The sequence below is a fragment of the Micromonospora sp. NPDC049047 genome, assembly GCF_040649135.1.
Lineage (GTDB): Bacteria > Actinomycetota > Actinomycetes > Mycobacteriales > Micromonosporaceae > Micromonospora.
In genome coordinates this window covers 640,032-659,315 of sequence record NZ_JBEZEY010000001.1, presented here as the reverse complement: position 1 = coordinate 659,315, position 19,284 = coordinate 640,032, and the positions used below count along the sequence as shown (strand labels likewise).

General features: G+C 72.4%; 19 protein-coding genes. 9 read left to right on the top strand and 10 right to left on the bottom strand.

Annotated elements, in window-relative coordinates; genetic code table 11:
* Positions 1 to 65 precede the first annotated feature (65 nt).
* Positions 66 to 524: a hypothetical protein gene (locus AB0B86_RS02920; protein ID WP_357407408.1), complete on the bottom strand. Its 459-nt coding sequence runs from the start codon at positions 522 to 524 to the stop codon at positions 66 to 68.
* The gene (locus AB0B86_RS02915) at positions 524 to 1,003 is read right to left on the bottom strand and encodes a hypothetical protein (protein WP_357407410.1); all 480 of its coding nucleotides are present in this window, start codon (positions 1,001 to 1,003) and stop codon (positions 524 to 526) included. The genes AB0B86_RS02920 and AB0B86_RS02915 overlap by 1 nt, the downstream gene beginning before the upstream one ends.
* A 44-nt stretch (positions 1,004 to 1,047) precedes the next feature.
* Here AB0B86_RS02915 and AB0B86_RS02910 point away from each other — a divergent pair, with 44 nt between their 5' ends.
* From AB0B86_RS02910 to ctaD, 6 genes are all read left to right on the top strand, one after another.
* The gene (locus AB0B86_RS02910; RefSeq protein ID WP_357415022.1) at positions 1,048 to 2,025 is read left to right on the top strand and encodes a WYL domain-containing protein; all 978 of its coding nucleotides are present in this window, start codon (positions 1,048 to 1,050) and stop codon (positions 2,023 to 2,025) included.
* A gap of 135 nt (positions 2,026 to 2,160) precedes the next feature.
* Positions 2,161 to 2,784, top strand: a complete 624-nt coding sequence (locus AB0B86_RS02905) for an ABC transporter ATP-binding protein (RefSeq protein WP_357415019.1) — start codon at positions 2,161 to 2,163, stop codon at positions 2,782 to 2,784.
* Positions 2,781 to 4,202: a DUF6297 family protein gene (locus tag AB0B86_RS02900; RefSeq protein ID WP_357415017.1), complete on the top strand. Its 1,422-nt coding sequence runs from the start codon at positions 2,781 to 2,783 to the stop codon at positions 4,200 to 4,202. Before AB0B86_RS02905 ends, AB0B86_RS02900 begins: the two co-directional genes overlap by 4 nt.
* Before the next feature lie 129 nt (positions 4,203 to 4,331).
* On the top strand, positions 4,332 to 4,790 hold the full coding sequence (locus AB0B86_RS02895) for a DUF4383 domain-containing protein (RefSeq protein WP_357407419.1): 459 nt from the start codon (positions 4,332 to 4,334) through the stop codon (positions 4,788 to 4,790).
* Between the two features lie 110 nt (positions 4,791 to 4,900).
* The gene (locus AB0B86_RS02890; protein ID WP_357407421.1) at positions 4,901 to 5,629 is read left to right on the top strand and encodes an STAS domain-containing protein; all 729 of its coding nucleotides are present in this window, start codon (positions 4,901 to 4,903) and stop codon (positions 5,627 to 5,629) included.
* Positions 5,630 to 5,753: 124 nt separating this feature from the next.
* Positions 5,754 to 7,745 (top strand): cytochrome c oxidase subunit I, encoded by a 1,992-nt coding sequence (gene ctaD, locus AB0B86_RS02885; protein WP_357407423.1) that lies wholly within the window; start codon positions 5,754 to 5,756, stop codon positions 7,743 to 7,745.
* A gap of 90 nt (positions 7,746 to 7,835) precedes the next feature.
* Here the strand turns inward: ctaD and AB0B86_RS02880 are convergent, their stop codons facing one another.
* Complete coding sequence (locus tag AB0B86_RS02880) at positions 7,836 to 8,984, bottom strand: SigB/SigF/SigG family RNA polymerase sigma factor (protein ID WP_357407425.1); 1,149 nt, start codon at positions 8,982 to 8,984, stop codon at positions 7,836 to 7,838.
* Between the two features lie 223 nt (positions 8,985 to 9,207).
* On the bottom strand, positions 9,208 to 10,650 hold the full coding sequence (locus tag AB0B86_RS02875) for a hypothetical protein (protein ID WP_357415015.1): 1,443 nt from the start codon (positions 10,648 to 10,650) through the stop codon (positions 9,208 to 9,210).
* Between the two features lie 311 nt (positions 10,651 to 10,961).
* On the opposite strand from AB0B86_RS02875, the gene AB0B86_RS02870 reads away from it, so the two are divergent.
* Positions 10,962 to 11,192, top strand: a complete 231-nt coding sequence (locus tag AB0B86_RS02870) for a CDGSH iron-sulfur domain-containing protein (RefSeq protein WP_357407429.1) — start codon at positions 10,962 to 10,964, stop codon at positions 11,190 to 11,192.
* 110 nt (positions 11,193 to 11,302) lie between these two features.
* Here the strand turns inward: AB0B86_RS02870 and AB0B86_RS02865 are convergent, their stop codons facing one another.
* From AB0B86_RS02865 to AB0B86_RS02855, 3 genes are read right to left on the bottom strand one after another with little or no spacing between them, the layout of a single operon-like run.
* The gene (locus tag AB0B86_RS02865) at positions 11,303 to 12,400 is read right to left on the bottom strand and encodes an iron-containing redox enzyme family protein (protein WP_357407431.1); all 1,098 of its coding nucleotides are present in this window, start codon (positions 12,398 to 12,400) and stop codon (positions 11,303 to 11,305) included.
* Between the two features lie 49 nt (positions 12,401 to 12,449).
* The gene (locus AB0B86_RS02860; RefSeq protein WP_357407433.1) at positions 12,450 to 14,189 is read right to left on the bottom strand and encodes a thiamine pyrophosphate-binding protein; all 1,740 of its coding nucleotides are present in this window, start codon (positions 14,187 to 14,189) and stop codon (positions 12,450 to 12,452) included.
* A gap of 7 nt (positions 14,190 to 14,196) precedes the next feature.
* The gene (locus tag AB0B86_RS02855; protein WP_357407435.1) at positions 14,197 to 15,321 is read right to left on the bottom strand and encodes a Vms1/Ankzf1 family peptidyl-tRNA hydrolase; all 1,125 of its coding nucleotides are present in this window, start codon (positions 15,319 to 15,321) and stop codon (positions 14,197 to 14,199) included.
* A 142-nt stretch (positions 15,322 to 15,463) separates the two neighbouring features.
* Here AB0B86_RS02855 and AB0B86_RS02850 point away from each other — a divergent pair, with 142 nt between their 5' ends.
* Positions 15,464 to 16,012: a hypothetical protein gene (locus AB0B86_RS02850; protein WP_357407437.1), complete on the top strand. Its 549-nt coding sequence runs from the start codon at positions 15,464 to 15,466 to the stop codon at positions 16,010 to 16,012.
* Between the two features lie 60 nt (positions 16,013 to 16,072).
* On the opposite strand, the gene AB0B86_RS02845 is transcribed toward AB0B86_RS02850, so the two are convergent.
* Positions 16,073 to 16,411: a DUF3817 domain-containing protein gene (locus tag AB0B86_RS02845; RefSeq protein ID WP_357407648.1), complete on the bottom strand. Its 339-nt coding sequence runs from the start codon at positions 16,409 to 16,411 to the stop codon at positions 16,073 to 16,075.
* Between the two features lie 154 nt (positions 16,412 to 16,565).
* Here AB0B86_RS02845 and AB0B86_RS02840 point away from each other — a divergent pair, with 154 nt between their 5' ends.
* A complete protein-coding gene (locus tag AB0B86_RS02840) occupies positions 16,566 to 18,044 on the top strand; it encodes a glutamate--cysteine ligase (protein ID WP_357407439.1) in 1,479 nt (492 codons plus the stop codon).
* Between the two features lie 13 nt (positions 18,045 to 18,057).
* Here AB0B86_RS02840 and AB0B86_RS02835 read toward each other — a convergent pair whose 3' ends face one another.
* Both AB0B86_RS02835 and AB0B86_RS02830 read right to left on the bottom strand, forming a co-directional pair.
* A complete protein-coding gene (locus AB0B86_RS02835; RefSeq protein WP_357407441.1) occupies positions 18,058 to 18,444 on the bottom strand; it encodes a DUF2267 domain-containing protein in 387 nt (128 codons plus the stop codon).
* Between the two features lie 113 nt (positions 18,445 to 18,557).
* The gene (locus AB0B86_RS02830) at positions 18,558 to 19,130 is read right to left on the bottom strand and encodes a GNAT family protein (RefSeq protein ID WP_357415013.1); all 573 of its coding nucleotides are present in this window, start codon (positions 19,128 to 19,130) and stop codon (positions 18,558 to 18,560) included.
* Positions 19,131 to 19,284 lie beyond the last annotated feature (154 nt).

Sequence of the window (19,284 nt, the reverse complement as noted above, 5' to 3'; positions counted from 1 at the left end):
CAGAGGCATACCGCCCGCACGGAGGTGGCCGGCGGTCACCGGCCGAGCCAGGGGGAACTACTCGTCTAGTCGGACGCCTTGGCGAAGGTCATGATCCAGTTGGTCTCCCAGGTCTGCTCGCCGTCGACGGAGAACGCCTGCTCCCAACGGGCGGTGGTGGCGCTGATGTCCGACCAGATGAACCGACACCGCACCGGACGCCCCTCGTGGTCGTCGTCGGCGTAGAAGTGGCCCACCCCGTCGACGAAGCGACCCACCATCGGCGGCTGCCCGAGCACCCCGTCGACACTGCTCATCCAGTAGATCGACCACTCCTGCCGGGCCGGGTCGAAGATCCGGACGGTGGCACCCGCGGAACCCTTGGTCGGGAAGGTGATCTCGTCGAAGTGGCCGCCGCCGCCGAAGAAGCCGTGCGCGACCGACACCCCGGGAAACTCCTCCCACTCGTCGGACCCGACAAGTCGCTCGCGCAGCCGCCGGTTCACCACGTTCCAGGTGCCGGTGAAGAAGTCGAAGTCGCCCATCAGGCGCCCACCGTCCCGTCCGCTCGCATGTCGTTGAGATAGCCGGTCAGGTCGGGAGCCTCCGGCGTCAGCATGTGCCGGATCCAGGAGGTCCGCTCGTGCTCCAGCACCGCCAACTCCCACACGCAGCCGACCTCGCGCCGACCCAGCTCGACGAAGTGGGTCGGGTCGTCGTCCGGGCAGTCCAGCGCCGGCTGCCCGGCAACCGCGATGTGCACCTGCAGCGCGTTGTCCCACACCCAGGTGAACGCCAGCAGGTATGCACCGCTGTCCGTGCCCCGGTGCAGCACCACCCACCCGGCGGGCGGGGTGCCGTCACTCACCGCGCGGGCCAGCAACGCCGGCAGCATGTCATAGGCGGCCTTCTCCACCTCCGGCTCGATCGGCCGCTCCGGCTGGTCGATGTGGTAGCGCTTGAGCTGCCAACCGTCCACCAGGACCGGCGCCAGCGTTCGTAGATCCTTGTCGCGAAATGCCATGCCGGGACGGTAGAACCGCTCCCCTGACAACTAGTGTCAGTGAAGTGCGGGCCTCTCGACTTCTCTCGCTGCTCCTGTTGCTCCAGCAGCACGGCCGCCTGACCGCCGCGCAGCTCGCCGAACGGCTGGCCGTCTCCCCCCGCACGATCTACCGGGACGTGGAGTCGCTGCACGCCGCCGGTATCCCGCTGTACGGCGAGGCCGGGCACGCCGGCGGCTACCAGCTGGTCGACGGCTGGCGGACCCGGCTGACCGGGCTCACCAGCGAGGAGGCCGACAGGCTGTTCCTGGCCGGGCTGCCCGGCCCGGCCGACGAGCTGGGCTACGGCGACGTGGTGGCCACAGTGCGGCTCAAGCTGCACGCCGCGCTCCCCGCTCCCCTACGCGACCGGGCCACCCAGCTCCAGCAACGCTTCCACCTGGACCCCGCCGGCTGGTACGCCGACGGCGACGCCTCCCCCGAGCTGGCCCGCACGGCCGAGGCGGTCTGGCGGCAGCACCGCATCGAGGTGCGCTACCGCGGGTGGAACGGCGAGGTGACCCGGGTGCTGGAGCCGTACGGTCTGGTGCTCAAGGGCGGGCGCTGGTACGTGGTGGCCAACCAGCCCGGCCGCAGCGCTCCGGCGACCTACCGGGTCAATCAGATCCTGGCGTTGACGCCGCTGTCGCAGGAGTTCGCCAGGCCTGCCGACTTCGACCTGCCGGCCTGGTGGCGGGCGCACGTGGTGGGGTTCCGGGCCCGCCTGCACCGCGACGAGGCCACCGTCCGGCTGTCCCCCACCGGTCGACAACGGCTACGCGAGATCGGCAGCGATCCCGTGGTGACCGCGGTGGACGCCAGCGCCCAAGCGCCGGACGAGCACGGCTGGGTGACAGCTGTGCTGCCGATCGAGTCGCTCACCCACGCCCACGGCGACCTGCTGCGCCTGGGCGCCGACGTCGAGGTGCTGACCCCGCTCGCGCTGCGCGAACGCATCGCCGCCACCGCCGCCGGCCTCGCCGCGCTCTACCGGCGCGACTGAACGACCCACCGCTCACGGCCAGCGCAGACGGGAACGCGTGCACGCGGTGGCCGACGACTGGACGGCCCCGGTGGTCGACCCGCCGCGTGACGTAAATCCCTCAGCCTGGTCGGTGGCGCCGGTCTGGGAGACTCTGTGCTCGTGGATGCGCTCTCGGTACGGGGACTTAGCCGCAATTTCGGCGACCTGGTCGTGCTCGACGACGTGAGTTTCACGCTCCCGGCGGGCCGGATCGCCGTGGTGCTGGGCCCGAACGGCAGCGGCAAGACCACCCTGCTGCGCTGTGTGGTGGGCGCCGACCGGCCGGACGCGGGCGAGGTGCTGGTGCAGGGCCGCCGGGCCGACGAGACCGACCCGCAGGTGCGGGCGCTGGTGGCGGCCGCCCTGGACGACATCGACTTCTTCCCGGACCTGTCAGTGGTCGAGCACCTGGAGCTTGTCGCGTACGCCCACGGCGGCGACGCCGAGCCGGTCGAGGAGGTGCTCGCCGAGCTGGGGCTGGATGCGGCCCGTGACCAGCTGCCGGTGACGCTGTCCAGCGGGCAGCGCCGCCGGCTCGCGCTGGCCTCGTGTTTCGTCCGGCCACGTCGGGTGCTGATCCTGGACGAGCCGGAGCAGCGCCTGGACGTGCGCGGACGACAGTGGCTGGCCGAGCGGTTGTTGCGGGAACGGGACGCCGGCACCGCCGTGCTGCTGGCCTCGCACGATCCGGAGCTGATCGACGCGGTGGTCGACGAGCGCATCGAGATCGGCCGGTGAGCGCGCCGCCGGTCACCATCGCCGACCGCCCGACCGGGGTGCCCACCGCCCGGCAACTGCGTACCCACCTGCGCCGGGCCCGTAGCCGGCACCACGACCACTCCCTGTCCGACGTGCTGGGTGACGCGTACGTCATCGTCCTGTTCATCGGCATGTACGGCTGGTTCGCGATAAGCGCCAGCCGCGACCTGCTGGACTCCCCCACCGTCGGGCAGGCGGAGCCGGGGGTGCGTTGGTGGCTGGCGCTCGCCGCGCTGCTGGCCGGCGCCGGCCTGGCCTGGCGGGGTCTGCGCGCGCTCGGCCCGTTGCTGGTCACCCCGGCCACGCAGAGCTGGGCGACGAGCGCGCCGGTCGACCGGCGGGCGTGGCTGGCGCCACGGTTCGGCATCCTGCTCGTCGGCGCCGCGGTGGGCACCGCGGCGCTCGGGTTGGCGGTGGCGGCGCTCGGCGGGGTGAGCGATCCGGCGGCGCTGGGCTGGGCGGCCGCGGCCGGCGCGGGGTGGGGCACGGCGGCGCTGGCGCTCAGCGTCGTCGCCCAGAGCAACCGGACGGGGCGGCGGTGGCCGACGGTGGCCGGGGCGGCGCCGCTGGTGGTGGCCGCCGTCCTCACCGCCGCGGTGGTGGTCCTCGGTCACGTCGGTGACGGGCTGCCCCGGCCGACGGCGACGCCGACCGTCGCGCTGTTCGCCCTCGCGGTGCCGCTCGCGGGTCTGGGCACGATCCGCGCCGTGCGGGCGCTGCCCCGGGTCGACCGGGCCACGCTGACCACCGGCGCGCAGTTCGCGAACGCCGCCGCCACGGCCACGATCCTGCTCGATCCGAGCCTGCTCGCCGGCCTGGTGGAGAGCCGGCGGTGGCGCCGGATCGGCCGGGTCGGCAGCCGCCGTTTCCGGCCCGGTCCGGGCTGGTGGGCGTTCCTTCAGGCCGACGTGCGCCGGTTGCGCCGCCATCCGAGCGCGCTGTTGCTCTGGGCGACGCTGATCGGCGTGCAGTACGCTGCCGCGCTCGCCCTGCCCGGGTTGGCCGGGGCCGCGCAGGTGGTGTTCGCGTACCTCGCCGCCAACCGGCTGACCGGTGGGCTGCGGTCGGTCAGCCGGTCACCCGGATTGCGCCGGGCGCTGGGCGGCAGCGACGCCCTGTTGCGCGGGATCCACGTGGTGGTGCCGGCCGTCGGCGCGGGTCTGTGGTGGTTGCTGACCCTGCCGACGGTGACGCCTGGGCCGCCCTGGCTGGCGCCGACGCTGGCGCTGGGAGTGGTGGCCGCCGCGTTCCGGTCCGGCACCCGCCCGCCGATCAACTACGGTGGCGCGACTGTCAACACCCCGTTCGGAATGGTCCCGGTCGACCTGCTGCGTCAGGGGGCACGGGGGCCGGCGCTGGTCGCCGTGCTGGTCCTCGTGCAGCTGTTCCTGGGCTGAGCGGGCTCGTCCGCCCGGGGCCGGGCGCGGCACCACCAGGCGACCCGGCCGGACCGGCGGCCCGGTTTGGCGGTGCCGGCAGCGGGTAGCCCGGCAGCCTCATGCCCGCCGCGCAGCGAGGAGCCGGTGATGGTCGGACCGATGGCGCACTCCCGGGCGCGGCCCAACCCGGCCGACGGCAAACCGCCGGTGCGTCGCGCGGCGGCCTCGGCCGGGGTGCTGTTCCTGCTTGTCGGCGCGCTCGGCTTCGTGCCGGGGATCACCAGTGGTACTGACGCTCTGCACGTCGCCGGCCACGGTTCGGGCGGGTACCTGTTCGGCGTCTTCCAGGTGTCGGTGCTGCACAACCTCGTCCACCTGGCGTTCGGGGTGGCCGGCCTGGCGCTGGGCCGGACGGTCAGCGGCGCCCGGACGTTCCTGCTCGGCGGCGGTGCCATCTACCTGGTGTTGTGGTTGTACGGGCTGGCGGTGGACCACGACACCGGGGCGAACGTCCTGCCGGTGAACGACGCCGACGACTGGTTGCACCTGGGCCTCGGCCTGGGCCTGATCGCGCTGGGTGTCGGGACCGCTCGGCACCGTCGGTGACCAGCTGTTCCGGGGCGTGACCCGGCTCGCCCCGCCGTCGATTCCGTTTGATGCGGCAGGGCGGCGGGTAGTTGGCAGATCCCGACCCCAGCAGCGAATCGAGGGCGCCGATGTCGAGCCGGATCACCTGCGAGGTGCGCACCACGGCACCGGTGGCGGTCGTCCGGCTCAACGGCGCACTGGACCTGGACACCATGCGGTCGGTGCACCAGGCGCTCAACGGCGTTCTTGTCGCACAGCCGGACGCGCTGGTGGTCGACATGGCCGAGGTCGACGTCCGCGACCCGCTGGCGCTGTCCGTCTTCGCCGCGACCGCCCGGCAGGCCGAGGAGTGGCCGGCGGTGCCGGTAGTGCTCTGCTCCCCGTCGGTGGCGGCCGCGCGGTGGCTGGCCGAGTCGACCACCTGCCGGGTGGTCCCGGTCGCGCCGGACTGCGACGAGGCGACCCGGGCGGCGGGCGCGACGTCCGCGTTGCGGATGCGGGCCCGGCTGGAGCCGGTGGCCGGGGCCTGCCGGCGGGCCCGGGACCTGGTCACCGACGCGTGCGCGCGGTGGAACCTGCCCGAAGCGGCCGGACCGGCCGCGTTGGTGCTCAGCGAGTTGGTCGGCAACGTGGTCCGGCACGCCGGCACACCGATGCAGGTGACGGTGACCCTGCGCCGGCCGTATCTGCACCTCGCCGTGGTGGATGGCAGCAGCGCCCAGGCCCGGCCGGGCGGGACGGACCTGCACGCCGAGGGTGGGCGGGGCCTGCTGCTGGTCCGGGAGCTGACCCAGCGTTGGGGCAGTGTGCCGGCCGGTCCGGGCAAGGCCGTCTGGGCGATGCTGCCGGCGACCTGAGCATTCGAGGCGCTCGCGCCGGTACTGGCGATCTGACCGAAATTCCCGCTCTGGGCTGGTTACATGGTGCAAGGGTCGGGTAGGCACGCCCGTCCTTTCTGCCGTCACGACGGGGTGAGCAGCCATGCCCAAGCGGGTAACCACGGAACCCGGCCGCGATCGGGGCCCGGCGATCCTGGCACCGGCCCGCTTCGGGGGGTTCCCCGGAGCGGTACGGGCACCGGTCCCCGGCAGCTCGTTGATCAAATTTCTCGCCACCACCGATCACAAGCAGATCGGCGTGCTGTATCTGCTCACCTCCTTCGCCTTCTTCGTGCTGGCCGGCTTCGAGGCGATGGTGATGCGGGCCGAACTGGCCCGGCCGGGAATGCAGCTCCTCTCCCCGGAGCAGTACAACCAACTCTTCACCTCGCACGGCGCGGTGATGCTGCTGCTGTTCGCCACGCCCGCGGCGTTCGGGTTCGGCAACTTCATAGTGCCGATCCAGATCGGCGCGCCGGACGTGTCGTTCCCCCGGCTCAACGCGCTCGCCTACTGGCTGTACCTGTTCGGCGGGCTGATGGTGATCGGCGGCTTCCTCACCCCACAGGGGTCGGCGGACTTCGGCTGGACGGCGTACACCCCACTGAGCAGCGTGGAGAACTCCCCCGGCGTGGGCGCGAACATGTGGGTGCTCGGTCTGGTCGTCTCCGGCCTGGGCACCATCCTCGGCGCGGTCAACCTGATCACCACGATCCTCACCCTGCGCGCGCCCGGCATGACCATGTTCCGGATGCCGGTCTTCACCTGGAACATGCTCCTGACCAGCCTGCTGGTGATCCTGGTCTTCCCGCTGCTGGCCGCCGCGTTGCTGGCGCTCTCCGCCGACCGGCTGCTCAACGCGCACGTGTACGACGCCGCGACCGGCGGGCCGATGCTCTGGCAGCACCTGTTCTGGTTCTTCGGCCATCCCGAGGTGTACATCATCGCGCTGCCGTTCTTCGGCATCATCACCGAGATCATCCCGGTCTTCTCCCGCAAGCCGCTGTTCGGCTACACCGGGATCGTGCTGGCCACCGTCGCGATCACCGTGCTGTCCATGACGGTCTGGGCGCACCACATGTTCGCCACCGGCCAGGTGCTGCTGCCGTTCTTCAGCATCCTGAGTTACCTGATCGCCGTGCCGACCGGCGTGAAGTTCTTCAACTGGATCGGCACCATGTGGAAGGGCCAGCTCACCTTCGAGACGCCCATGCTCTTCGCCATCGGCTTCCTGGTCACCTTCCTGCTCGGTGGCCTCACCGGGGTGCTGCTGGCCAGTCCCCCGGTCGACTGGCACACCCACGACAGCTACTTCGTGGTGGCGCACTTCCACTACGTGGTGTTCGGCACCGTGGTCTTCGCGCTCTTCGGCGGCTACTACTTCTGGTGGCCGAAGATGACCGGGCGGCTGCTCGACGAGCGGCTCGGCAAGGCGCACTTCTGGACCATGTTCATCGGCTTCCACGGCACCTTCCTGGTGCACCACTGGCTGGGCGCCATGGGCATGCCCCGCCGGTACGCCGACTACCTGCCCACCGACGGCTTCACCACGCTGAACACCATCTCCACGATCTTCTCGTTCATCCTCGGCGCGTCCACCCTGTTCTTCATCTACAACGCCTGGAAGTCCTGGCGGTACGGGGCGATGGTGACTGTCGACGACCCGTGGGGCTTCGGCAACTCCCTGGAGTGGGCGACCAGCTGCCCGCCGCCGCTGCGCAACTTCGACCAGATGCCCCGGATCCGCTCCGAGCGTCCCGCGTTCGACCTGAAGTACGGCCCCCTCGTCGCGGATCTGGGCCGGGATCTGCCGCAGCGCACCACCAAGCCGCCGCAGCACTTCGCCGAGGAGTTGCGGATGGAGCACCACACGCCGGAGTCGCCCGCCGCCGAGGGCGCGCACGGCGCCCGGGAGGCAGTCGACTTCCAGCCGGCGCCGCGCTCCGGTGCCCGACCGGTGGACGTGCCGGAGCCCGAGGGCGTCCGCCGGCCGAGCTTCGAGCAGAGCGACGCGCCAAAGGACGCCGACGACCCACCGAAACCGCACGAGCGCTGGCGGCACCCGCACAGCGACGGCAACCCCGAAGAACGCTGACCGGCGTACGCCGAGAGGGCCGACACCCACCGGGTGTCGGCCCTCTCTCGTTCGTCCCGATCGGTGTGGCGCCGAGCCCGGGGCGGCGGCTCAGTCCCGGACGGGAGCCAGGCCGGCGGCGGTGAGCGAGCGACGTACCGCGGGCTGGACCCGGGTCAGTCGCAGCGGCACTCCGGTCCGCTCGGCGGCGTCCCGCCCCGCCATCAGCGCGGCGATCCCCCCGGCGTCGAAGCCACCCGCGCCGACCAGGTCGACGACCACCTCGCTGGGCTGGCCGGTGACCGCCTCCAACATGGCCCGGCGCAACTGGTCCGCCCCGTCTCGGTCGATCTCGCCGCCGACCTCGACCACCACGCGGTCGCCGTTCTGTTTCACCGAGATCCGGGTCTTGCCCGGGTCGGGTTCGGCGGCGCCGTTCTGCCAGGGCGGCGGCGCGTCGGCGAGCATCGCCTGACGCAGCCAGGTCAACGCCCGCGACAGCAGCCGCGACACGTGCATCTGCGAGATGCCGAACCGGGCGGCGATCTCGGCCTGGGTCTGGTTGCCGTAGAACCGCATCGCCAGGATCCGCCGCTCGCGCCAGGGCAGTCGGTGCAGCAGACCGCTCACCGTGACCCGGTCGTCGACCGACTCCAGGGCGTTGTCCGACTCGCCGACCAGGTCGCCGAACTCCGCGGAACTCTCCCCACCCACCGGCGCGTTGAGCGAGGCCGGACTGTAGCCGGCCGCCGACTCCAGCGCGGCGAGGATCTCCTCCTCCGGTGTCTCCAGCCGGGCCGACAGTTCGGCCACCGACGGGGCCCGGGACAACTCGCTGGTCAGCGCGGCGGTGGCCTGGCCGACCTCGAGGATCAGGTCACGCAGCCGGCGGGGCACGTGGACGCCCCACGTACGATCCCGGAAATGCCGTTTGATCTCACCCACGATGGTGATCGCGGCGTACGCCGTGAACGAGCCCCGTTCCGGGTCATACCGGTCGACGGCGTTCACCAGCCCCAACCGGGCCACCTGTTCCAGGTCCTCCAGTGGCTCGCCCCGCCCCCGGTAGCGGCGGGCCAGCCGACCCGCGAAGGGCAGCGCGAAGCGCACCAGGTCGTCGCGGGCTTCCCCGCGCCGTTCCGGCGGAAGCCCGGCGATCCGGGCCGCGTACGCGAGTGCCGCCGCGTCCAGGTCCTCCAGACCACGGTCGTTGGTTGGTGGTGCTGTGGTGGCCGTGGTCGTGCTCGTCTGTCCGAACATCCGCGCCTCCCTCAGGAAGGTCCCCCGCCCGGATCGGGAAACCGGTCGTGCGCGTGGTCGAGCCACGCACCGGGCCGGAAAAGTGGGTAAGTGACTGGGATGCCAGCGGGCGACACCACCTCTACGCAGCGCAATCTGGCCGTCGCAGCCAGCGATGTTCCCGCTCCGTAGGTACTCAATCACGGGACCCCGGGTTCGCGAGGAAGTTTCGGCGTGCTCCGCCTCAGGAGATCAGTAACCCCTGGTCGCCGCCGCTGTCGCGGAGCACGGCGAGGGCCGCTGCGGCCCCCAGCGGGGGCGGCACGGGCAGGTCGTACGGCTGGGCCCGCAGCACCTCGGTGGCCCGGCGGGTGGGCACCGCGGTGACCGGGTAGCCCCGGGCGGCGGTCCGGTCCAACGCCCGACGGCGACGCCCGAAGCCGGCCACCGCCAGCCACTGGGGCAGCCCGGCCAGCGCCGGTGAGCGCATCCCGGGCGGCTCGGGCAGCACGTCCACCGAGCTGAACGGCTCACTGCCGGCCAGCCACCACTCGGCCTCGTCGACGCTGCGCCGGGTGGCGTTCTCACACCAGTACGGCACCAGCCCCGCCCGCACCACCTGCCACGGGTCGAGCAGCCGCCCGCATTCCACCACCAACCGGTCCCCGGTCTTGCCGGCACCGCGCAACCACCGCCGGTACAGGTCGGCCACTGCCGCGCTCAGTGCCGCCGGCCGGGGCACCAGCACCCGGTGCAGCGGGTGCCGGTGCCCGGTGGACCACTCCCCCACTGCCGATTCGAAGCCCGGGTCGACGTCCTGCTCGGCGTAACCGGACGGGACGGTGACCTCCGGTGGCTCCCAGCGGGCCGCGTCGCCGCCGACGGAGCGCAGCACCTGGCGCAGCGCGTGGCTGTCCGGGTGGAAGTCGACAGGGTCCAGCCCACTGGCCGGGCAGCCGACCTGGAAGCTGTGGCCGGAACCGCGCTCCAGCACCGGCCAGGTTCGCCCGTCGCGGACCAGCACCACCGGGGCACCCGGGAGCAGCCGATCGGTCAGGAACCGCGCGTACGCGGCCGGCAGGGCCCGCCACGCGGCGGTCAGCGACACCGTGGCCCCGATCAGCGGGCCCCGGCTGGCCGGGCAGTGCACCTGGCGCAGGTGCAGGTCGGCGTTGCCGGCGATCAGCCGGGCGGCCAGTGCCGCGCCGTGCGCCAGTGCGTCCGCCGGGCGGTCCACCGCGCCGTCGGCCCAGTGCACCGTCATCTCGAAGCCGGCCGGCAACCACGGCACGCCGAGGGCCACCGCGAGGTGTGCCGCCGCACCGTGCGGCGAGCCGATCAGCACTCCGGGATAGCGCCGGCGGGGGTACTGGTCGACGAACCAGCGGGCCACCCGGGCGGCGTCCACCTCGTCGACCTGGGCCACGGTGAGGGCGACCCGGCCGGCGGCGCGGATGACCGCGGCGCGGCGTACCGGCTCCGGGGCGCCCGGGAAGCGCGACGTCGGTCCGGTGTGCCCGAGGTCGGCGCAGTCCTCTCCGCGCAGCGCGCGGGCGGTGGCGGCGACCAGCACCCGGGCGGCGCTGCCCGCGGCCACGACCCGGTCGCCGGCCAGACCGGCGCCATCGGCCGTGAGCCCCTTGTGCACCTTGTGCACCGGCCCCACCTTGCCTCGTTCGCTCACCACGCGGGCCGGCTTCCCGTACCGATGGGGTTCAAACGGGGCATCACCCACCCGGCAGCACATTCCGCTGATCGGCGGGGTCCGACGGTCATCACCGTCGTTCGGCGACGATCGGCGGGAGCGGGCCGGCAACCCGCCTTCTCCCACCTGCCGGGACATGGACGGTGATCGACCCGGTTTTCTTGACATCGGGGTGTCCGAGTCGACGAGATAGCGCGGTTTCACCAAGGCCGAGTCGGTCTCGGCCATCACAGTGACAACACGCGACGGGCGGCCCGGGTTTTGCCAGGGCCAGGGCGGGCACTTCCGGGGCCATGCGCACTGACGACACCAGCGAGCCAGCCGCCGCCACGATCATCCCGTACGAGGACGGCCCGCTGTTGGTCCGCGGCGACTTCGAGCTGGTCACGCCGGACGGCGAGCGCATCGACGCGCGCCGGGGGACCGTGGCGTTGTGCCGGTGCGGCAAGTCGGCGCTCAAGCCGTTCTGCGACGGCACCCACAAGGCGATCAACTTCCGCGCGGGCACCGCCCGCGAGGGCTGACCGGCAGCCACGTGTAGCAGCCAGCCGGAGCTCCCACACCGCACCCGAGGGGTATGCGCCCGAGGCCCGGCGGTGCCACCGCCGGCCTCGGGCGTGAGCAGCTTCTCCGGTCAGACCAGAGCGGTGGGGTCCGGCAGGGCCACCGGGGTCGACGCGACGAGCGAGATGGTCGGTGGCACGGTCGGCGGGGCGGGTGACCGCAGCGAGCTGCGGCCGGCGGCCCAGCTGCCCAGCAGGTGCGCGGCGAACAACCGGTCCACCGCCAGCCCGGCCGCCGCCCCGAACAGCACGTCGGCGGCGAGGGCCGGTTCGACGCGGACCAGGCCACCGCACATGTCGTGGGCGGCGATCTGCTCGTGCACCGCGTCGGCCTCGACGTGCTCGTCGAAGAAGCGGGTGGCCACCTCGTCGAGGCCGAGCCGGCGCAGCCCGTTGCCGTAGCGGCGGTTCGGTAGCGAGGAGGTCATCTCGAACGCCGCCAGGTGCCCGAGCAGCGCGCCGCGCCACCGCCGGTGCAGGCCGAACAGCGACATCAGGTTGTTTGTCGCAAGGGTCACCGCGGGTGCCGCGTCCAGGTGGGCGCCGTACCCGGTGTCCAACCCCAGCCGTTCGAGGGTGCGCCGGAACAGTTCGGCGTGCATCCGGTCCAGCCGGCCGTTGCCGTACTCGTCGGTTTGGATCTCCACCAGGGCCGCCTTGGCCGGCCCGCCCAGGCGGGGCAGCGCCCAGCTGTGCGGGTCCGCCTCGCGCAGGTGGTAGACGGAGCGGTGGGTGGCGAACTCGCGGAACTGGGTGAGGTCGGCGTGGCGCTGCAGCGTCGCGGCCAGCGGCGGGCCGTCGTCGGCCGCGACCAGCTCGGCCAGACCGGCCGCCACCCCGGCGGCCGGGACCGCCGGTGCGCCGACCAGCCGGCGCAGCGCCGCCTCGAAGGGCCGTTCGGCTTCGGCGCGCAGCGCGAGCAGCGTCGGCTGCCACTCCCACGTCTCGTCCACCCCGCACCAGCCCCGGTAGTGCAGCTCGTAGCAGAGGAACAGGGTGAGCTGAAGGTCCTCATCCGTGATCGGGTCGGCCGGGTCGAAGCCCCCGCCGAGCCCGGCCGGCAGGTCGTGCGGCGGGCGGCGGAGGGCGTCGAGCAGCGCGGCGGAGACCGGGCCGCGCGACCGCGGTAGGGTCGCCGGACCGTAACGGCGGTCAGCCGACTCGGACATGACACCTCCAGGCTTGTCGGGCCGCTTCTGATGCCCTGGCCGAGAGCGGCTAAACAAGGTCATCCGCGTTCGCGCTGAGTTCCACCTGCTCCCGTACCTTGCGGGCCGGAGCGCCATCGGCGTACAGACCGCGCAGGTCGGCGAACGCCGGCTCCGGCGGCGCCAGCGACACCGCCGGGTCGACGACCGCCTCCAGTACGCAGGGGCGGTCCGCGGCGAGCGCCTCGTCCCAGGCCGCGCCGACCAGCTCCGGGCGGTCCACCCGCACCCCGTGCAGCCCCAGCAGGCGGGCCCAGCCGGCGTACGGCACGTCGGGGCGGCGGTTGGCCGGGTCGGCCGTCGGCTGCCGGCCGCCACCCATGCCGTTCTGGTCCCGGTTGTTGAGCACCAGCACCACCAGTCGCGGGTCGCGCCACCGCTGCCAGTGGTGCGACACGGTGATCAGCTCGGCCAGGCCGTTGAGTTGCATCGCCCCGTCGCCGACAAGCGCGATCACCGGCTGGTCGGGGGCGGCGAGCTTGGCGGCCACCGCGTACGGCAGCGCACAGCCCATCGAACCCAGGGTGCCGCAGAGCTGCGCGTTCACCCCGGGTGGCAGGGTGAGGTGCCGGGCGTACCAGTAGAGGACCGAGCCGACGTCGACCGCTACCGCGCCGGTGCTCGGCAGGCGGGCCGACAACTCCTGGAGTACGAGCTGCGGGTTGACCGGGTCGGCGGGCGCGGCGACCCGCTCGGCGGCGGCCTCCCGCCACCGGTCCACCGAGCTCTCCACGGTCGCTCGCCAGCGTTGTTCGGGTCGCCCCCGCAGTCGGGTCAGCAACGCCCGCAACGTCTCGGCGGCGTCGCCGACGAGCGGCACGTCGGCCGGGTAGCGGGTGCCGATCCGGCGGCCGTCGATGTCGATCTGCACCGTACGGGCCTGCTCGGGCATCGGGAAGTAGTCGGTCCACGGGTCGTTGGTGCCCACCATCAGCAGGGTGTCGCAGCCGCCCATCAGCTCGGCGGCGGCCGGGGTGCCGACCTCGCCGAGCACCCCGGTGTGAAACGGCAGCCGCTCGTCGAGCACCGGCTTGCCGAGCAGTGAGCTGGCGACCCCGGCACCGAGCCGGTCGGCCACCTCGATGATCTCCGGGGCCGCGTCCCGCCCACCCTGGCCGACCAGGATCGCGACGCGTTGGCCGCCGCCGAGCAGTTGCGCGGCGGCGTCGAGGTCCACCTCGTGCGGCAGCACCCGGGCCAGCGGCTCGCCGGGGGTGGCCGAGACCACCCCGACGGCGGTGGTCTGCACGTCGGGCACCAGGGTTTCCTGCAACTCCCGGGGCAGCACGACGCAGGTCGGGCTGCGGGTCGCCGCCGCGGTACGGAATGCCTGGTCCAGCAGCGCGGCCACGTCCTCGGGGTTGCGCCCGTAGCGGACGAACTGGTTGCAGACGTCGCCGAAGAGCCGACTCAACCCGATCTCCTGGTGTGCGCCGCCGAGCGGCCCGGAGATGTCCTCCCCGACGATCGCCACCACCGGTTTGCTGTCCAGCTTGGCGTCGTACAGGCCGTTGAGCAGTTGCACGGCGCTGGGCCCCTGGGTGGCGAGGCACACCCCGATGCCGCCGGTGAACTTGGCGTGCCCGGTGGCCATGAACGAGGCCGTCTCCTCGTGTCGGGCCGGGATGAACGCCGGCTCGCCGCCGGCGCGCTCCAACGCCTCGACAATCGGGGCGATCGCCGCACCCGGGTAGCCGAAGGCGCGCGGCACCCGCCAGGCCAGCAGCCGCTCCACCACGAGATCAGCCACCCGGCGCTCAACCATCGCCGCGTCCCGGTGTGCCGGGGTCGACGTAGCGCAGCACCGCGCCGACGCCGTCGGTGAGCTCGGGTGCCTCCTCCGGGCCCAGCACGGTCAGTGCCGCGTCGGTGCCGACGAGCGCGCGGACCAGCGCGGCGTCGGCGCGTACCCGTTGCGGGTCGGCCACCGACATCGCGGCCAGCTGCTCCGCGTCGACGGCGATCTCGGTGGGCTCCGCGCCGATCCACAGCTCGCCGTCGGCCGACGGGTCGTCCACAATGATCATGGTGTCGACCTGGTTGCGTTGCAGGGCCGAGACGACCGCGTCGAGACCACCGCCGACATCCTCCTGCACGCCGAACTTGTCGAGCGCGGCGGCGATCCGCTGGTCGGCGACCTCCGCGATGGTCTGCACGGTGAGGTCGTCGAGCATCGTCTGGTCGGCGCCGCCGGCCCGGGATCCGGCGTCGGTGCGGACCACGAGGTCCTGCCACCGCTCCGGCATCTGCGCGGCGATCATTCCGGTGGCGCGCACGTCACCGGCGACCACCACGACGTCCGCGCCGACCTTCTCGGCCAGGTCCACCGTCGCGGCGGTGACGTCGCCGGCGTTCTGGTGCCAGGCCTCCATGGCGGCGCGCTGATAACGCGACTGGGACCAGCCGCCGGGCTTCGCCCGACGCAGCGGGAACTCGTCCCGGCCGGCGACATGGGCCCGCCGGGGAACCCCGCCGGCGCTGACCGCCATGGCGTCGGCGCCCATCCGGTCGGCCACCACCCGCACCCAGGCGACCTGTTCGCCGCGTTGGGCGAGCAGCGGCATCACATGTGGCAGCGGCGCGAAACTGGCCAGGTCACGCAGCGGCGGCGCGGACAGGTACTCGGAGAGCACCACCCGTCCGTGACTGGCGAAGACCGCCAGGCCGTAGTCGCCGACCATCGGGTCGTGCCCACGGATCACCCGGTCCAGCGCGGCGATGCTCGCCTCGTCGGCCCCCTGGTCGGCGAGTTGACTCTGCAAGGCGCGCCACCGCAGGTCCAGTGCGGGATGGGCGTCCTCCGTGTCGGCGGAGGCGTCCAGGTACACCGAGCACCACGGCCCGGGACGGTCGTAGAGCGGGCGCAGGAAGGACAGCTGCATGCTCGACCCCTTTCCAGCTCGGCCCCCCGCTTACCCCTGTCGCCCGCGATGTCACCTCGCGGCCGTGAGCCCGTGACGAGGTTTCATTCACGTCGTTCAACCCAGGACGTCGATACCATCTGTGCACACACGCGGACTCTCGGTGGTGGAAATGGACAGCGGACTCGACAGCCGACGGATCGTGCACCCGACGGAGCGAATCGTCACCGGGCGCCTGATCCGCCTGTTGGACGGCTACACCCGCGAGGTACGCATCGGTCAGCCGGTGCTGGTGGCGGTGCTCGCCGCGGCGGCGGTCGCCCGGCTCCCCGCCCTGCTGCTACGCGCGCTGTTCTCCTTCGGCGGTGGCGGCACCCGCCGACGGTGGAAGGAGCTGAAGCAGGGCCCGGAGTACCTGGTCACCCCGGTGCGCCTGCGCAACACCGCCGGGCAGCTCTGCGAGGTGGAGCTGCACGGGCACCTGCCGCAGAGCGCCCTGCACCCGGCGGACCAGGTGCAGCTCACCCTGCGACCGCAACGCGACCCGGAACTGCCGCCGCGCATCGAGCGGATCGTCAACCTCACCACCGGGCAGTTGCTCACCCCGCGTACCGCGACGCTCTGGTCGCACCTCGGACCGCCGCTGCTGTTGCAGGCGTTCCTGGGCGCGCTGCTGGTCGCCGGCATCACGGCCTGCTCCGCACTGACCTGACCGCGCACCGGCAGACGCCGGGAAGGGCGGCGAGTCGACCGGGCCGGGGCGACCTCGCGGTCAGCCGACCCGGGCGGGCTCGCGGGCCGGTACGCGGTCGGTGCCGAGCATGCCCCGGCGGCGGGCCCAGCGCTCGAAGATCAGGGTGGCGAAGGGCGGCACGGCGCAGGCCAGCGCCACGACGGTGGCCGGCAGGCTCCACCGGTGCAGCCGGGCCACGGCCAGCACCAGCAGGACGTACGCGACGAACAGACCGCCGTGGATCGGACCGAAGATCTGCACGCCCAGCTCGTTGCTCGGCGGGCCGTACTTGACCAGCATGCCGACCAGCAGAGCCAGCCAGGAGCAGGCCTCGGCGATCGCCGCCGCGACGAACAACCTGGTCACCTTCTCGCGCATCCGCACGCCACCACCCTTCGAGCCGCAATGCTAACGGGGCGGTCTGACCGGGCTATCAGGGCGGGCAGGTGGGTAGGAAAGGAACCTCGGGTCTTCCCCCGCCCGCCGCTGACGTGCGAGGTTAGGGGTGGCCAGCGGTGACAGGGTGGTGACCATGGGCGAGGACGTCGGCGTACGAACCTTCAGTCGTGAAGATCGGGCCCGCTATCGCGACAAGGTCCGACGCTGTCTGGACGTCTTCGCCGAGATGCTGCGCGAGTCGCGCTTCGACGTCGACCGGCCGATGACCGGCGTGGAGATCGAGCTGAACCTGGTCGACGAGGCGTCGAATCCGGCGATGCGCAACGCCGACGTGCTGGCGGCCGTCGCCGATGAGAGCTTCCAGACCGAGCTGGGCCAGTTCAACGTCGAGATCAACGTGCCGCCACGGCGGCTGACCGGCACCGGCACCGCGGACTTCGAGGAGTACGTCCGGGCCAGCCTGAACGCCGCAGAGGTGAAGGCGCGGGCGATCGGCGCGCACATGGTCATGATCGGGATTCTGCCGACGTTGCGTCCCGAGCACCTGACCGCCGCGACGCTCTCCGCCAACCCCCGCTACAAGCTGCTCAACGAGCAGATCTTCGCGGCGCGCGGCGAGGATCTGCCGATCGCGATCAGCGGCGTGGAACGCCTGGCGGTCACCGCCGACACGATCACCCCGGAGGCGGCCTGCACCAGCACCCAGTTCCACCTGCAGGTCAGCCCGGCGCAGTTCGCCGACTACTGGAACGCCGCCCAGGCCATCGCCGGCATCCAGGTCGCGGTCGGCGCGAACTCGCCGCTGTTCTTCGGCCGGGAGTTGTGGCGCGAGACCCGCATTCCGCTGTTCCAGCAGGCCACCGACACCCGGTCGGAAGAGATCAAAGCCCAGGGGGTACGCCCCCGGGTCTGGTTCGGCGAACGCTGGATCACCAGCGTGTTCGACCTGTTCGAGGAGAACGTGCGCTACTTCCCGGCGCTGCTGCCGGTCTGCGACCCGGAGGACCCGGTGCAGGCCCTGGCGGCCGGCGAGGTGCCCAATCTCGCCGAGTTGCGCCTGCACAACGGCACCGTCTACCGGTGGAACCGCCCGGTGTACGACGTGTCGCGCGGCCGACCGCACCTTCGGGTGGAGAACCGGGTGCTACCCGCCGGCCCGACGGTGGTGGACACCGTCGCCAACGGCGCGTTCTACTTCGGGCTGGTGCGGGCCCTCGCCGACTCGGACCGCCCACTGTGGTCACAGATGTCGTTCAGCGCCGCCGAGGAGAACTTCACCAACTGTGCCCGGCACGGCATCGACGCGCAGGTGTTCTGGCCGGGCCTGGGCTACCTGCCCGTCACCGAGTTGGTGCTGCGCCGGCTGCTACCCCTGGCGTACCACGGCCTGGACCGGTGGGGGCTGGACCCGGGCGAGCGCGACCGGCTGCTCGGCATCATCGAGCAGCGTTGCCTGACCAGCCGCAACGGCGCGACCTGGCAGGTGGAGACGCTGCACCGGTTGGAGGCCACCGACCACCTGGACCGGCCGGAGGCGCTGCGGGAGGTGGTCCGCCACTACGTGGACCTGATGCACAGCAACCGGCCGGTGCACGAGTGGCCGATCCCGTAGCCGCCCCGCCGGGTCAGCCGCGCGGGGTGGGCACACCGAAGAGGTCGATGATGCCGCCGGGAAGTTGGGCGAGCAGGTCGTGCCGCTCGTCGTCGTCGAGCGCCTCGGCGACGGTACGCAGCACCGCCTGGGCGTGTTGACGCACGTGGTCGGCGTTCGCGACCTGTTCGCGGTCTCCGACGTGCTTCAGGAAATCGCCCACATCCCACCGGCGGCCCTGCGGGTTGCGCGTGACGGACCCGTTCAACCGCTCCGGTAGCTGTGCCGCCAGGTTGTCGGCCTCCTGTCCGGCGAGCCGTTCACCGAGCACCGACAGGACGGCCTGCACGGACCGCACTGCCTCGTTCTCACCGAGGCCCGCTCGCTGTCGTACCGTGGCGATCATCTGCTCGTACTCCATGACCCGCTCCTTCGCTTCTCCTCGACATGCCGTCGGGCCGGCCTGCGGACGAACGGGGCGAGTTCCCAGGGCTCCCGGTCACAAACGGGGGTGACTATCGAGCCGGACGTTCGTCATCGAACGGGCAGTTCCGCGGGCGGGGGGTCGTCGCGCAGCCGGCTGTAGAGGTAGCCGTCGCGCCACTGACCGGCCCGGAACTCGCAGGCCCGGATGACGCCTTCGAACTGGAAGCCGGCCTTCTCCAGCGACCGTTGCTCGGCCACGTTCTCCGGGTGGGTGCCGGCCTGGATGCGCTGTGCCGGGGTGTGCTGGAAGAGGTAGTCGCAGAGCAACGCCTGCGCCCGCCAGCCGATGCCCCGACCGCGCCACGGCGGCAGCAGGACGATGCCGATCTCCCAGTACGACGCCCGCCCGGCAGACCGCCGGGAGGTGTAGCTGACGATGCCGGCGGCGGCCTGCTCCTGCTCGACCTCGACGACGAGCCGCCCGTCGTCGTCGCCGAGGTAGCCGTCGACGGCGAACCGCCGCGCGGGTTGCCCCGCGTCGAGGAAACCGGCCCAGTCCAGCCCGATCAGACCCGGCTCGGTGCGCAACCTCTGGAAGATCACCAGGTCGGGCTCGGCAACCGGCCGCAGTCGGACAGTGAGCTCGGTGGAGACAGGTATCGACGTGCCTTCACTTTCCATGCCGACACGCTAGCCGCCCGGACAGCGGGAGACGCTCACGGAGTTCGCGCCGCCTGCCCGCAGAGCGACCGGCGGCGGTGGCCGAGCTGGTGGTCGGCTCCTATAGAGCTGAATCGTTTACGACATCACCCATCCGGACCGATCACGACATCAC